Raw genomic sequence first — 14,188 nt, forward strand, 5'->3', positions numbered from 1 at the left:
CCAGGAAATGAGAGGATGATTATCAATTGTTGTAGCTACTGCAGATAATTGGAAGGAGGTAGGTTGGTGTCAATGTCGTGGCTGACTATTGAAACCTTGGAGTGTTGCTATGAAACTCTACCATCTTCCGCTTTCGGGACACGCTCATCGCGCAGTTCTCTTCCTCTCTTTGATTGCTCAGAAGGCTGAGCTCATCGAAGTGGATCTCGCCAACGGAGAGCACCGCACCGCAGAATATCTGAAGCTGAATCCATTCGGTCAGGTGCCCGTGCTGGATGACGGCGGGTTTGTGGTAAACGATTCCAACGCCATCCTTGTATATCTCGCGACGAAACTTGGCCGGAAAGACTGGTTGCCGGACGACCTGCAAACATTGGCCAGGATCCAGAAATGGCTTTCGGTCGCCGCCGGAGAGATTGCCTATGGACCTTGCGCGGCAAGGTTGATTACCGTGTTCGGTGCCGATTTCCGGGCCGAAGAGGTCATTGCGCGCGCGCATCGAATTCTCAGTCTGATTGAGCTGGAGCTTGAACAACATTTGTTCATCGTTGGCGACAAGCCGACGATCGCTGACGTGGCACTCTACAGCTATATCGCGGGAGCGCCCGAAGGGAACGTGGACCTGATGCCTTACGCGAATGTTCGTCAGTGGTTGGCTCAGATCGAGGCGCTTCCCGGCTTTGTCGAATTTCCCAAGACTATCGCAGGCCTCAGAACCTGAGCTTTACGTTCTGGGCGAGGCCGCCATCATCATGGAGGTGACAATGTCAGAAGGTGCAAGATTCGTTGCTTCGCCTTGGCATGAAGGCGAACTCGAATTGCAGCGGAGCATCGGTGTCGTCGATCAGATGGACGTCGTCGGCCGCAGAGTCCTTCGGCCCTTCCTGCTAGATCAGCATCGGGAGTTCTTTCCCCTTTTGCCTTTCATCGCGATAGGGGCGGTGGATCCGGATGGTCTGCCTTGGGCAACTATTCGCGCCGGGAAGCCGGGTTTCCTGCATTCTCCTGATCCTTTGTTGCTTGCAATCGAGGCCCGTCGCGACTGGACTGATCCGGCCGAAAGGGGGATGGAGAATAGCGACCCTATTGGTCTGGTCGGTGTCGATCTCGTCACCCGACGCCGGAACCGCCTGAACGGAACGGTGCAACGCCAGAGCGATAGACACTTCGAGGTCGCAGTCGCTCAAAGTTTCGGCAACTGTCCGCGCTATATCCAGAGCCGTCATTTCGAGTTTGTTCGAGATCCGGAAGTAAGCACGTCTAGGCAGGCGGTCATCTTAGATGCACTGAATGACGAGGCGCGTCGGCTGATCGCAACCGCGGACACATTCTTCGTTGCATCCTATGCAGATCAGGGTGAGCAAGGACGCCAGGTGGATGTTTCGCATCGAGGTGGTCGGCCCGGTTTTGTGCGCATTGATGCAGATGGAGCGCTGACCGTACCTGACTTCAACGGCAACCTTTTTTTCAACACACTGGGCAACTTTGTCGTCAACCCACGTGCTGGGCTCTTGTTCGTTGATCACCACACAGGTGCCATGCTGCAGGTCAGCGGCAAGGTCGAAATCATCCTCGATTCCCCTGAAATATCTAAGTTTGAAGGTGCTGAGCGGCTATGGCGCGTGTTCCCCGAGAAGGTGGTTTTGCGCCCGGATGCGCTGCCGTTGCGCTGGACATTTGCGGAAAATGGATTTTGCCCTGATAGCCTGTCTACGGGCACTTGGACGGAAGCGGAGCAGCGCATGGAAGCTGCAAGCAGAGCCAGAGCTTGGCGACGTCTGTACGTCGACAAGGTCGTTGTCGAAAGCGAGACGATAAGGTCGATCCATCTCAGTCCTGCTGACGAGAACGCGCTGGTCCCGCACAAGGCCGGCCAGCATCTTCCAATCCGGATTGCTGACCAGGATAACTTGGTCCGGCGCAGCTACACGATATCAAGTGCACCCTCTGAAGAATTCTATCGGCTGAGCGTCAAGCGGGATGGCAGGGGCTCGCAGCTATTGCATGACCTGCAGCCCGGAGACGAGATTGAGGCACTGGAGCCTGGAGGTGGGTTTTTCATCGATCCGATGGAGCGCCATCGTCCGGCTGTCCTCCTTGCCGCTGGCATCGGTATTACCCCGATGCTGTCGATGTTGCACCATGTCGTGAATGTGGGTGCCCGCACGGGCTACCGCAGACCGATATGGCTTTTCCGGTCTTCTCGCACGGCCTCCGAGCGCGCCTTCGACCACGAGATCGCCGACTTGGTTGATCGCAGTGAAGGCAGTGTTCGCCAAGTCCGCGTCTTGAGCGCGCCGGATGTGAAAAATGATGGGACGTATGATGCTGTCGGACGGATCGATATCGATCTGCTCAAGGCTCATCTGCCGTTCGGCGACTACGATTTCTTCCTCTGTGGTCCACCACCGTTCATGCAGTCTTTGCATGCCGAGCTACGTGCGTTGCAGATCCGCGATGAGCGCATCCATGCGGAAGCATTCGGACCGTCGGCACTGAGGCGTGATCACGCGAACAGCGAACCCGCAACACGTCCGGGTCGGGGCCCCGCGACCGAGGTCACAAAGGTCGTCTTCACGCACTCTGAGAAGGAAGCGTCTTGGACGCCGGAAAGTGGCACTCTGCTGGAACTGGCAGAACTAAGCGGCCTTTCGCCATCTTACAGTTGTCGCGCTGGCAGCTGCGGCGAGTGTAGGGCCAAAGTCGTTAGGGGCGAGGTAAGTTATCTGTTCGAGCCAAGCTATCCGGTAGAGGAGGGTGATGCTCTGATCTGTTGCTCGGTACCTTCAGAAGTTGGGGACCTGCAAATCGATGTCTAGGTTTCGGTGACGCTTCAAGGCGGATTCTGGATTCACATTCGACGCGGTTTCGATCTTGAGGGACGATCGCTGCCATCCATTGCCCAGCGCCAAGCGGCAGCCTGAGTTATTTGGAGACGGAATCTCAGCTGCGTCATCTAGAAATTGTTCGACCGAAGCCGGCAGAGGCAAGCTCGGCTCGAAGCTCATTGTCTGTTGCGTGCTCCAAGGAAAGTAGACCAAGATACGCATCACCTTCCTGCTTCAGTGCTGCCCAAAAGGCTGGTTCGGTTTTTAAGCCTTCCTGACGCAGTGTTTGGATGGTCCTTTTGAAGCCACTGCCTCCTAATGAAAGCAGCCGTCGTTCAATCTGGAAATGACGCCATCCGTGCTGCTGTGCGATGGGCAGTGAGCTCGCGAACAGTTCGAACTCCCATCCGTATGCACGGAACGTAGCGACTACGGGGCGGTCTTTTGAAGTCCATTGCCAAATGCGAAACCCGCTCATATGGGCGTATAGTTGCGACACGTCGGCGACGAAGCCGTTAGGGTCCAGCGTGCAGAATAGAATGTCTATGTCGCTGGCCTCGGTATGAATATCCAGAGGCGGTGTTCCCGCTATGTGCGGATCATAAACTGCCAGTGCATCGATGATCCCGAGTTCATGTACCGCGATTTCATAGTCTGGTCTCATACTCATCGCTACTGCCCCCGCCTGTGTAGGCTCATCAATATCTGCTCTCTCCAGATTCCGAAGCCTAACCAGGAGTGCCCTTACTTTCCCTAAAAGGCAGCCCTGTGCATTCGCGTTGTCAGATCAGATCGAGGATCGTTTCAATGCCGAAGCCTATTCAAGAAGCGAAGTCCTCGTCTAACAGGCATGCGCGTGCCTAAGTTGGCAGCCGGTTGTTGCCTCTCAGAGATAGCCACTGGAAAAGTACCATTAACTACCGTTACCGCTGATGGGCTGGGCCAGCCCACGAATCTTTATGTCTCTCTGCGAATTCAGCTGCAGTGTTGGGAGATCGGCCTGTCAGAGCGAACACGCCGTTGCTTAGACGATCCTCACTGCCTTCGCTAATTCTTTCGTCCATCTTTGCCAGGATACTGGCATATGCTTCGTCCAATCCAGCCCTTGCGTACCGTTCAGCCAGTTCAGTTGTTGTCAGATTGATGTGTTTGATGGTTCGGCCAATCACGTCACTGATCTTTTCGGCGAAATCCGCGTAAGAGAGGGTTTCTGGTCCTGTCAGTATGAAGTCGCGGTTCCACGACGTTTCCGCCAATAGTGCGCTGACAGCCGCCCTAGCGATATCAGCCGCGTCGATGAAACCAACGCGGCCTGTGCACGTTGCGGAGTAGATTGCGTTTTCGTGCCGGATGGTCTCGAGATGTTGCTGTTCCGAGAAATTCTGCATGAACCATGTGGGTCGCAAGACTGTCCATTCCGGAGCCTCGTCCCGCAAATAGGAGTGGATCTGTCCCATCATCGGTCCGCCCGCTTCAAGGGATGACGCGCTTAGCAGTACGAAACGCCGGACGCCACGCTTTCGCGCGATATCAAGGATAGGAGGAACGATCGTCCCATGATCGCTGTTGTTGGTCGGTGCAACGATATAGACAGCATCAACGCCATCGAATGCAGCATCTGCTGTACGATGGTCTTCCCAGTCAAAGGCGACATCGTTATGGCTGGAGGGCGACCGAGTGGCAATTTTCGCCCTTACTCCTCTGGTTGCGAGCTCTTGAGTGACAAGTCTTCCTGTTTTTCCCTTACCACCGATGACCAGGATCTGAGTTGACATGGCCGACTCCTCTCAATCTTTGTCCGCGGATGGCGCGCTCTCAATTGCAGAGAGAACAACAAGTGGGTTCCAGTAGTCACGGTAGCGACCAATTCGACCGTCTTTAAGCTCGATGATTGACACATAGTCCTGATCGTAGCGGGCACCAGTGTCCGGCGAATGACCCTTGCAGCTGAACTCGATCGCCGCAGTGTCACCTCCTACGGAAATGAACGCGTGCTTGAGCGTCATAGACTCGATTGAAATGAGCTTAGACACTGATGGAAGATAGGCCTCAAGTTCTGCCCGCCCTTCCAGACGCTCCGTGAAACCGGGTGGGTGATACGGGAATTCGAACACTACGTCCTCTGCGCACATCTCCAGAAGAGTTTGCGCATCCGATGCCAGCGCATCTCCCAGAGCTTGCCGCAACAAAGTCGATAGGCTTGGAAACTGATCGATCGATTTGGACATTTCGCTTTACTCCTTAGCGTTGGAACGATACCGTTCCGACCTATATGGGGTAAAATGAATGGAACGCAAGCGTATCGACGAAAAAAACAGGCGGCGTCCGAGCGGAGCGGCCGTGATGCGTGACGAAGTTACGGATTCTCTCCTGCGCGCATTTCTGGAGGAGTGGGCCGTTCACGGCTATGCCGCGTTAAGCTTGGAGCGGGTAGCTGCACGTGCGGGAGCGGGCAAGGCGGCCATATATCGCCGCTGGCCTTCCAAGCTGGCTCTCGCTGTCGACGCGGTTCAAAAGTTTGGCATGGTCCTAACGGATGTAGCCGACAAAGGCGCACTGAGGAATGACCTGGAAGCTTACCTGCTGATGCTACGGCGCGCGCTTCGTCATCGCCTCGTGCGTAAAATACTACCGGATCTTTATGCAGAAGCGTCACGTGGCTCCGAGCTCGCTCCAGTATTGAAGGATTTATCCGTATCGCGCCGGCGCGGCGGAGTTAGCTTAATCGAGCGGGCGATTGGCCGCGGCGAATTGCCGGCCGTGATCGACCGAGAGCTTGCGATGGATATGATACCCGCATCCCTTTATTGGGGCATGATCGTTACACGACGTCGCATTACACGGGTACAGATCCAACGGCAGGTAGATGCGCTGGTGGCCGGCCTTCAAGCCATCTAGACCGCTATTGTTTTGGGCGCTATCGCTTTATCTCCCCCCAACGTGGCGAGTGCTGTTGGAGATATGTGCAGCTGAAACAAGTAGCAGTTCGAAGTGCGCAAGCCAGAACCGACCCATCTCCTGAAGCATAAACGGAAACAACCTCTCGCAGCCATCCCATTGTCCAGGGCTGCTAACCAGCGCGCGCAAGAATGGGGGCCTAGTTCCCATCAATGCCTCGACGTAACTTCTTCCCGTCAACCGAGGCATGAAAGGATACTTCAATGAAAAACCGATATTCGATGTTTACGATCGTCATCGCTGGAACCCTCGCGACCCCTGCGTCTGCTCAAGATTCCATCAGTTGCCCTCAGGAAGGAACAGCTTCGCCCTTGGCGCTTCATGAAGAGTGGATCATGAAGGGATGGGAACGTCGTGACGGCGATCCGAAGTTCAACTTCGTGGAAAAAATGGCCAAGTATTATGACCTCGAAGAGCCGGGTGGCGTATTCTGGGACAACTTTGCGCCTGGCGACACGCAACTCTTCACCGACGCGAGCGTTTACGGGCCCAACTGGGAAGATCTTCAGAACGCGGCGAGGTCTGTCCTCCACGGTATGACCGATGGCCACCACGCGGTTGTGGGAGAAAAGGTTGCGAGCTCGGCCGTCGGTTTTGTCGGGCGACTCGAACGCCTTGACGGAACTGTTATCGCATTCGATGCGCGATCTCAGATCGGCTGGGCTTGTGTCAATGGGACCTGGAAGATCAAGCAGGAAATGACCTATGCTTGGGTGGTCGAGCCGGAAACAATTGAAAAGACGTTGGGCAAGATGATCGCCCAATGAACATCGGCCGTCGGCCCACGTTTTGGTCTCACGCAGCATTCGCCAATGACTGCCGGATGCTGCGCATCGGGCTGCGATAATGTCTTCCCTTTTTGAACGGCGGACGCGCCCAGACTGTCTGCTTTCGTTAGGCGCCGACCAGGAGTGAACAGTGGGGTCTTGTGAATTGGTGACACGCCACAGGCGGTAAAATGCCGCTGATTTTCCTTTGTAAAGTCTGCAGTCAGTTGTCTTAGGTCGCGGATTTAGATCCGGTCGCGACGGCGCAAACCCGACGGATTGGATCAAAACTACGGCTGATGTTCGAAAAACTCCATGTTCGCGCAATCTTCGGCCCTAGTCTGCAACGCATGAACAATCGGCTCTGTCGCTTCAAGCTGTATCTGCGGCGAACATCGCTTGGATATCTCGCGCCCACGCTGGAAAGCATCTTCAATGGGTCAGCTGCTCAATAGACCTGAGGGTCTAATTGGCAGGGCATCTCATATGTTCGGAGAAGATTGTCACCATGAACTCAATGGCTAGATTTTGGCCAGTAGCCCCATCTGCAGGATGTCGTATGGCATATCAACATGGGCCCGCGATGGTGCGGGCCTCAGCTTTCAGATTGATGCAAACAAGCTCTGAGCGAGTGGCGCATCCGGGGTTCAGGACGATCAGGAATCCAGGTTCTCTTCATAAATGGCCCAACCGGCGTTGTGCGGGAATGTGCTTAGCTGCGGCGATTGTTTATCTCCTGCTCGGGGCTGGGCATGTACGTTCGAATGAGGAGACGCCGATGATCTATCCTGAAACCGAAGAGGTCGAAGTCATGGAGGAGCACTTCGGTACTGCCATTGCTGACCCCTATCGTTGGTTGGAAAGTGATCTCAAAGCGGATCGAGCGGTCGCCCAGTGGGTTGACGCACAGAACAGCGTAACAAGCCGTTATATGGCGAGCCTTGCTAGTCGGGACGCATTCCGCGACCGTTTGACGGCGTTGTTTCATCATGAACAGTTGACGAGCCCCCTCAAACGAGGAGGGGACTACTTCTTCACCCGGAACACGGGGCTCGACATCCAACCTGTCCTGGTCGTGCGAGACGGCGATAACGGTGCTGAGCGGACGATCCTGGATCCTAACCAGTGGTCCGAAGACGGTACAAAAGCACTAGCCGTATGGGCTCCCTCCGAGGACGGAAAGCTTGTGGCCTATGCGATCCAGGAGAATGGTTCGGATTGGCGTACCATTCGTGTTCTTGACGTGCAGAGCGGCGCGGTTCTCGCTGATGAGATTGCCTGGGCCCGTTTTACCCTGATTGCCTGGGCGGCGGATGGTTCCGGCTTCTTTTATTCTGGCAGCCCGGAGCCAAATGAGAGTGGTCGATCTGACGCGCAAGTGGTCAACCATGCTGTCTACTTCCATCGGCTTGGCACACAGCAGTCTGAAGATCGCCTCGTCCACTCTCCTGCGGCCGAGCATCCGCTTCTGCATACTGTCGATGTCACGGCGGATGGACGATATTTAGTCATCTATTCGACCGCCCTCATGGGAGGGAGTGCTCTCTCGCTGGTAGACCTGTCTGTTCCTGAGTGGCAGGTACGGCCCGTGCTTGAGCGCTTCGACCATTTGTCGGCGTTTGTTGGCAATGTTGGTACGAAACTTTATATTCTGACGACTGATGAAGCCGAACGAGGAAAGATCGTCACCGTAGATCTTGCCGCGCCGAACTTGGTTTTTAATGATCTCATTGAGGAAAAGCCTGGCGCGTATTTGCGCCTTGCATCTCTGGTCGGCGACAAACTTCTCTTGTCTTACATGGTCGACGCAAGAATTGAAGTCGAGCGTTATGAGCTGGATGGAAAGGCGGCTGGCGCTGTAAATTTGCCAGGAGCCGGCAGTGCGGGAACGTTCAGTGGCCGCCCAGGTGATGACGAAGCTTTTTTCACGTTTACCAACTACGCCACTCCCAAGACCGTTTACCGCTATGATGTCAACGCCAACGAAGCTACTTTGTGGGCTGGGCCGGATGGTTTCGTTGGTGCTGATCGTTCGTCAGGCGACATTGAAGTAGAGAAGCGCTTCTACACCGCCAAGGATGGTACTCTCATACCAGTTTCGATCATTCGACGCGCCGGATCCGAAGCTGCCGCGCCAACTATGCTCACCGCTTATGGAGGCTTTGGCATTCCGCTGCTGCCGGCTTACTCGCCACAGGCCGTCGCTTGGGTCCAGGATGGTGGTGTCTATGCCGTTGCTAACATTCGGGGTGGGGGTGAATATGGAAAGATCTGGCACGAAGCTGGCAAGGGTCGGTCGAAGAAGACTGCTTTTGATGATTTCATCGCTGCTGCAGAATTCTTGAAGCGGGAGGGCATCAGCAGTGAGGGCGGACTTGCCATTCACGGCGAGTCGCACGGAGGCATGCTCGTCGGTGCAGTCGTCAATCAGCGTCCCGACTTGTTCGACGTCGCGCTCCCTGGCGTCGGCGTTATGGATATGTTGCGCTTTGATCGCTTCACTGCAGGGAAGCTGTGGATCTCTGAATTCGGGGAGCCGTCGACGGAGGATAGCTTCAAATACCTCCGGTCTTACTCTCCACTTCACAACATCAAGACCGGAGAGGATTATCCGGCCATACTCGTCACGACGGCAGACACCGATGACCGAGTGGTTCCTGCCCATTCGTTGAAATACGTGGCGACGCTTCAAGCGTCACAAGTCGGACCGAGACCGCAGCTGCTGAGGGTGGAACGAAACGCCGGCCATGGTGTCGGCACGCCAACTCAGAAGATCATCGATGAATATGCCGAAAGGTGGTCCTTTGCCGCGCATTGGACCGGCCTCCGGTGAGCGTCCATGAAGGACGGCCACTCTTCCTAGATCCTTTCGTTCTGCCCCCTCGCGGACCAATTCAGGGGGCCTTGCGCAGCTGACATAGTTACCGCTGTGCGTGAGGACGCAAGCCTAAGGAAATCCATCTGCGAACGGCCGTTCTTCGATCCGAAACCTAATTCTGCAGCCGTTGCCGCCTAGAGCGCTGCGGATGCAAATCCGTTACCGAAATTCAGTGTCTTACAACTAAAAGGACTGTTTCATGAGACGAGCTTCGTGCCTGATTTCATTTGTCTTTGCTTTCTGCTCTCTGGGAACCAGCGCTCTTGCTGACGACATCAGCAGGATCGCTGAGTCTTCGTTTGGCCCGATCATAAAAGAATATGCCATCCCTGGACTTGTGGTGGGTGTGACCCGCAATGGGGAGCACAGCTTTTACTCTTTTGGGCTCGCCTCCCAGGCTAACGGTCTCAAAGTCACCCCGGACACTCTGTTCGAGCTTGGTTCAATCAGCAAGATCTTCAACGTCACCTTGGCTGCGCTCGCAGAAGAACGCGGTAATCTCAGTCTAGACGATACAGTGGCGCAACACCTTTGCGCGGCTCCTTGCTCAATTGCCGGCGACTTGACGCTTATGGATCTGGCAACCCATCGTACCGGCGGCATGCCTCTGCAAATCCCGGATAGCGTATCGAGTGAAGACGAGCTTGTAGATTGGCTCGAGCACTGGCGTCAGTCACAACCAGAGGCACGTAGCTACTCAAACATCAGTATTGGTCTTCTGGGGTATATCACCGGTCAAGCGTTCGAGGGGGGATACAAGAGGGCGGTTCAAGACGTTCTTTTCCCGGCACTCGGCCTGACGAACACCTGGATCGATGTGCCAAGGATCAAGATGTCGCAATACGCTTTCGGCTACGATCGCAAAACGAACGCTGCCATCAGGGTCAATCCGGGCTTGCTCGATGCGGAGGCGTACGGGGTCAAGTCCAGTGCCCGAGACATGCTCAAGTTGCTCGACGCAGAACTGGGTGTAGACATCATCGCGGACGAACTTAAGAATGCCATCGCCCGTACTCAGCAACCCGCATATCGAACGGCGTACTTCGAGCAAGCGATGATTTGGGAAAGGTATTCATGGCCCGTTGACCTGCAGACAATCCTTGCTGGGAATGGAGTTGATTTTATCTTGAACCCTCAGTCTACCGAGGATCTCAAACCTGGTCCGATTTTCGAGGAAGAGGTCATCCTCAGCAAAACCGGCTCGACGAACGGATTTGGCGGGTACATCGCGGTGGTGCCGAGCGAGAAGATCGGGGTTGTAGTACTCGCTAACAAGAACTACCCCAATGAAGCCCGCGTCAAGGCGACCGTGGCGGTCATCGAAACCATGTTGGCAGAGTGACGATAATCGTTTGAAGGCTGGCAGATCTAGATGCCAGCCTTCGCCTGACCTTTTCAGAACAGGGCCATCAATCATCTAAGCCAGCGACCTTCATGCAGTGAAGACGATCTCAGCGATACGCATGGCGCATCCGTATGAAATCCTGATCACTCCATGTTGTCGCAATGTTCAGCGGTATTTTTCGGTTCTGACGTCCGGCATTCAAGTCCGATGGCGTGAGACGTCGAACAATTGAGGTAATGACATGGTCTTTCAATCACTGAAACGAGGCGCATCCGCACTGAGGAGCGCCGCACTCGTAACGTTGCTGGGTATGGCAACGGCAGGCTGCGTATCCGATAGCGGATCGATGGAAAACGCCTATCGCGCCAATCTTGCTAGCGAAACAGCACTCAACGCCCAGATCATAAGCGACCGCGCTCGAGATCAGCGCTGCCAGCGTGACCCGAGCCGGCGTGAGTGCGGTCCTCGATATCCCCGCTAATAGCCTAAGCAGAGATCACCGGCGGATACTGCAGTGTGAATCCAACCGGTGATCTCGTCATTCTGCTTCTGTTTATCTTTCGGGATCGGTCGCTAAGGCACGTTGAAAGATGGCGTCATGGCGTCCCAGCGAGGGCGCTTCCGATCGCTGCAGGAATAAGGCCCTTTACGGCCTTCCAAGCCTTCAAAGGAATCTGTCATGCATGACTGGACATCTGCGAAACGGCCGAATCTGGGGGAAGTGGGCCTCGGAATAATATCCTTTCAGATCCTGCTTATTCTGGTGGCTCTTGCAGTCGGCGGCCTGGCGCCTGGCGAACCAGTATGGCAAGGGGTCATCGGCTCGTACGGCGGAGGTGTCGCCGGCCTCGGTGCGTTCGCCATAGCATATCTTATCCGTCGACGAGGCTTCTCAGCCTACGGGTTCACACAAGTTGACCTCCGCTGGTTCGTAATTGCTTCGGCTTTAGCAGTCTTTGGATACGCCTGCAGTATTGTTATTCTACAAGGGCTTTCTGAGTGGGGCAGGGGCTCAGCCGACGATCCTCAAGCGATACTCCATGCCGCAGCGCGGGGAGGTGCAGTACCTTTTCTCCTGTCTTTTATTGGTGGGGCTCTGCTGACTCCATTGGGCGAAGAATTGCTATTCAGAGGTGTTGTCGCGAATGCACTGAATCGGTTTGGAATGTGGGCAGGTGTCGGCTTAAGTTCCGTAATTTTCGGAGTGGCCCATGGAGTAGGAGTAATTCTACCTATCGCGATCATGATGGGGCTCTTCTCTGGCATTCTGTTCCGCATGACAGGTTCGATCTGGCCGTCCGTCGCTCTCCACTCCCTATATAATGGGCTTCACAGCTTCGGCTCAGCGCTTCAAGGCTAGCGTGTGAAACTCGCCGATCAGATATGTACTGCCAAGAGACCTGACGAATAGGTTGATCGCGCTTAAGATTCGACAAGCGCGATGCGGATAAGCGCTCCCCCGAGCGCACCGTCAAGAATACTAACTTGGCCTTCATGTCGGGTGATGACCTCTTTCACCAGGTTCAGCCCGAGACCCGTTCCGCTCTGACGCGGATGCAATCGATGGAACGGTTCGAAAACACGCTCGCGTTCATCCGGAGGAATGCCTGGACCATCATCTTCGACTTCAACAATGGCTCCGTTAATCCTCACTAACACTGACCTCCCTCCGTGATGAACGGCATTCTGAATCAGGTTGGAAATAACACGTTCAAGCGCGGCGGGATCTCCCCGGCAGACGCCACGTCTGACGACCTTAACCTCAATTTTACAACCTTGAGCGATTACGATCGGCGCTAGGTCCGCAACGACTTGCCGGACAAGAGATGCAAGGTCGACTGTCTCAAAGTTCGTGTCGATATCAAGTCGCTCAAGGTCAAGCAGCTGCTCTGTCAGGGTGGCAAGGCGGTGAACGTCCTGGTTCAGCTCCTGCACCGCATGCGCCTTGGAGCTTTCGATCTTGCTTCGTAGAATTGCTAGTGGTGTGCGCAGTTCGTGGGACGCCGAAGCAATAAAACGTCGCTGCCGTTCATATCCGTCATCGAGCCTTGCAAGCGCGTTGTTGAAAGCGCGGATTAGCGGCAAGATCTCGCTTGGCACGTTATGGGCATCAAGTCTGTGCCCGCGGCTATTGATATCAATTTGCTCAGCTTCCTGCGCCACCCGAACCACGCCGCCCAAAGAGCGTTTTACTATCCAGGGGGTCACGATCAGCGACGTCAGGAGCAGCATTAAGAAGATTGGGATGGCGAACGTATTTGAGGCCATCAACACCATGAAGCTCAATTCCGATAGTGCACCATGTCCCATAATGGTAAGCTCGCCGATGTCGCTTCGTTCCCTGCGAATTACCGCTGCCAGTTCATAGGGAGCCTCACGATCGCGCATTTGAGCGTAGGACAGCTCGCTCAGCTGGCCGACAAACGATTGATAAAGTGGTGGGACATTGCCAAGCGACACGGTTTGTCGGTTGCTGTCTTCCGCAACGAACCAGAGTGTTGGCGAACTAGCACGCAACTGCTCTAACTCGGGCGTCATAACGATAGAAAGACGCCCCGCCTCGTCGCGTGCAAGTGCTTGCGCGATCACCGACGTAATTTGTTGGTCAGCATAAGGACCACCACTATCAAGTCGTATCGCGACAGACACGAGGATCGCGAAAGCTATGTATAAGGTTATGAAGTGAAACGTCAGCGGGTAGATGATCAGTGCTCGCTTGAGAGAGCTATGTTTCATCAGGCGGCTTCCCGGAGCAGGTATCCAACCCCTCTAATCGCGTGAATCTCTATGCCAGCGCCGGAGTTTTTGAGCCGTCGGCGTAGCCGGGATATGTGGGAATCCAGTGTGTTAGACTGTATCTCGTCATCGAAAGCGAAGACAGCCTGTTCGAGAGATTCCCGCAGTACCGTTCTGCCGCGACGTTTCATGAGGGCTGCTAGAACCCGTAGTTCGCGACGAGGAAGATCGATGCGAGCACCGTTCACCTCGACTTCCTCATTGGATAGGTCATAGATGACGGTTCCGGCTCTAATCTGCTCGCCCTGTAACTGGGCAGGGCGGCGCCGAACTGCCCTTATGCGTGCCAAGAGTTCGTCGATAGAAAACGGCTTGACCAAATAGTCATCGGCACCTTCGTCAAGTCCCACGATACGGTCTTCGACGGCACTGCGTGCACTGAGGATGATAATGTGAACTCCGGGGTTGCGAGCGCGCACATGGGGCACCAAGCTCAGCCCTTCTCCATCGGGTAAAGTCCGATCCAGAAGGACTAGATCGAACTCTCCAATTGCAACGGCTTCCGTTGCGGCTCCCAGATTGTCTGCTTGGTCGACGATAAACCGCTCGCGGCGCATGACTGAAGCCAGTGCATCCGCTAGCCGAACCTCGTCTTCAACGAGGAGTACTCTCATTT

General features: G+C 55.1%; 12 protein-coding genes. 7 read left to right on the top strand and 5 right to left on the bottom strand.

Annotated features, from left to right (window positions below; translation table 11 throughout):
• Positions 1-109: 109 nt before the first annotated feature.
• Both ASD36_RS10555 and ASD36_RS10560 read left to right on the top strand, forming a co-directional pair.
• Positions 110-721 carry a glutathione S-transferase gene (locus tag ASD36_RS10555; protein WP_060510092.1) on the top strand — a complete coding sequence of 204 codons (612 nt, stop codon included), beginning with the start codon at positions 110-112 and terminating at the stop codon, positions 719-721.
• A gap of 43 nt (positions 722-764) precedes the next feature.
• Positions 765-2,819, top strand: a complete 2,055-nt coding sequence (locus ASD36_RS10560) for a pyridoxamine 5'-phosphate oxidase family protein (RefSeq protein WP_060510094.1) — start codon at positions 765-767, stop codon at positions 2,817-2,819.
• A 133-nt stretch (positions 2,820-2,952) separates the two neighbouring features.
• Here the strand turns inward: ASD36_RS10560 and ASD36_RS10565 are convergent, their stop codons facing one another.
• The 3 genes from ASD36_RS10565 to ASD36_RS10575 all read right to left on the bottom strand — a co-directional run bounded on the left by ASD36_RS10565 (position 2,953) and on the right by ASD36_RS10575 (position 5,056).
• Positions 2,953-3,498 carry a DUF4269 domain-containing protein gene (locus ASD36_RS10565; RefSeq protein WP_060510096.1) on the bottom strand — a complete coding sequence of 182 codons (546 nt, stop codon included), beginning with the start codon at positions 3,496-3,498 and terminating at the stop codon, positions 2,953-2,955.
• A 253-nt stretch (positions 3,499-3,751) separates the two neighbouring features.
• The gene (locus tag ASD36_RS10570) at positions 3,752-4,603 is read right to left on the bottom strand and encodes an ergot alkaloid biosynthesis protein (RefSeq protein ID WP_060510098.1); all 852 of its coding nucleotides are present in this window, start codon (positions 4,601-4,603) and stop codon (positions 3,752-3,754) included.
• Between the two features lie 12 nt (positions 4,604-4,615).
• Positions 4,616-5,056, bottom strand: a complete 441-nt coding sequence (locus ASD36_RS10575; RefSeq protein ID WP_060510100.1) for a nuclear transport factor 2 family protein — start codon at positions 5,054-5,056, stop codon at positions 4,616-4,618.
• 58 nt (positions 5,057-5,114) lie between these two features.
• On the opposite strand from ASD36_RS10575, the gene ASD36_RS10580 reads away from it, so the two are divergent.
• The 5 genes from ASD36_RS10580 to ASD36_RS10600 all read left to right on the top strand — a co-directional run bounded on the left by ASD36_RS10580 (position 5,115) and on the right by ASD36_RS10600 (position 12,136).
• Positions 5,115-5,726, top strand: a complete 612-nt coding sequence (locus tag ASD36_RS10580) for a TetR-like C-terminal domain-containing protein (RefSeq protein WP_060510102.1) — start codon at positions 5,115-5,117, stop codon at positions 5,724-5,726.
• Between the two features lie 263 nt (positions 5,727-5,989).
• Positions 5,990-6,553, top strand: a complete 564-nt coding sequence (locus tag ASD36_RS10585; protein WP_060510104.1) for a hypothetical protein — start codon at positions 5,990-5,992, stop codon at positions 6,551-6,553.
• Positions 6,554-7,331: 778 nt separating this feature from the next.
• A complete protein-coding gene (locus ASD36_RS10590; protein ID WP_060510106.1) occupies positions 7,332-9,386 on the top strand; it encodes a prolyl oligopeptidase family serine peptidase in 2,055 nt (684 codons plus the stop codon).
• Between the two features lie 244 nt (positions 9,387-9,630).
• Positions 9,631-10,773 carry a class C beta-lactamase gene (ampC, locus tag ASD36_RS10595; protein ID WP_060510108.1) on the top strand — a complete coding sequence of 381 codons (1,143 nt, stop codon included), beginning with the start codon at positions 9,631-9,633 and terminating at the stop codon, positions 10,771-10,773.
• Positions 10,774-11,455: 682 nt separating this feature from the next.
• Positions 11,456-12,136 carry a type II CAAX endopeptidase family protein gene (locus ASD36_RS10600; protein WP_060510110.1) on the top strand — a complete coding sequence of 227 codons (681 nt, stop codon included), beginning with the start codon at positions 11,456-11,458 and terminating at the stop codon, positions 12,134-12,136.
• A gap of 62 nt (positions 12,137-12,198) precedes the next feature.
• Here the strand turns inward: ASD36_RS10600 and ASD36_RS10605 are convergent, their stop codons facing one another.
• Both ASD36_RS10605 and ASD36_RS10610 read right to left on the bottom strand, forming a co-directional pair.
• Entirely contained in the window at positions 12,199-13,512 is a 1,314-nt protein-coding gene (locus ASD36_RS10605; RefSeq protein ID WP_060510112.1) for a HAMP domain-containing sensor histidine kinase, read from the bottom strand.
• Complete coding sequence (locus tag ASD36_RS10610) at positions 13,512-14,186, bottom strand: response regulator transcription factor (RefSeq protein ID WP_060510113.1); 675 nt, start codon at positions 14,184-14,186, stop codon at positions 13,512-13,514. Before ASD36_RS10610 ends, ASD36_RS10605 begins: the two co-directional genes overlap by 1 nt.
• Positions 14,187-14,188: the final 2 nt, after the last annotated feature.

The sequence above is a fragment of the Rhizobium sp. Root1334 genome (genome assembly GCF_001426665.1).
Lineage (GTDB): Bacteria > Pseudomonadota > Alphaproteobacteria > Rhizobiales > Rhizobiaceae > Pararhizobium.

Coding starts and splice junctions, on each gene's coding strand:
- ASD36_RS10605 (WP_060510112.1), bottom strand. CDS start 13,512: ATGAAACATAGCTCTCTCAAGCGAGCACTGATCATCTACCCGCTGACG.
- ASD36_RS10585 (WP_060510104.1), top strand. CDS start 5,990: ATGAAAAACCGATATTCGATGTTTACGATCGTCATCGCTGGAACCCTC.
- ASD36_RS10555 (WP_060510092.1), top strand. CDS start 110: ATGAAACTCTACCATCTTCCGCTTTCGGGACACGCTCATCGCGCAGTT.
- ASD36_RS10575 (WP_060510100.1), bottom strand. CDS start 5,056: ATGTCCAAATCGATCGATCAGTTTCCAAGCCTATCGACTTTGTTGCGG.
- ASD36_RS10600 (WP_060510110.1), top strand. CDS start 11,456: ATGCATGACTGGACATCTGCGAAACGGCCGAATCTGGGGGAAGTGGGC.
- ampC (WP_060510108.1), top strand. CDS start 9,631: ATGAGACGAGCTTCGTGCCTGATTTCATTTGTCTTTGCTTTCTGCTCT.
- ASD36_RS10610 (WP_060510113.1), bottom strand. CDS start 14,186: ATGAGAGTACTCCTCGTTGAAGACGAGGTTCGGCTAGCGGATGCACTG.
- ASD36_RS10590 (WP_060510106.1), top strand. CDS start 7,332: ATGATCTATCCTGAAACCGAAGAGGTCGAAGTCATGGAGGAGCACTTC.
- ASD36_RS10565 (WP_060510096.1), bottom strand. CDS start 3,498: ATGAGTATGAGACCAGACTATGAAATCGCGGTACATGAACTCGGGATC.
- ASD36_RS10580 (WP_060510102.1), top strand. CDS start 5,115: ATGGAACGCAAGCGTATCGACGAAAAAAACAGGCGGCGTCCGAGCGGA.
- ASD36_RS10560 (WP_060510094.1), top strand. CDS start 765: ATGTCAGAAGGTGCAAGATTCGTTGCTTCGCCTTGGCATGAAGGCGAA.
- ASD36_RS10570 (WP_060510098.1), bottom strand. CDS start 4,603: ATGTCAACTCAGATCCTGGTCATCGGTGGTAAGGGAAAAACAGGAAGA.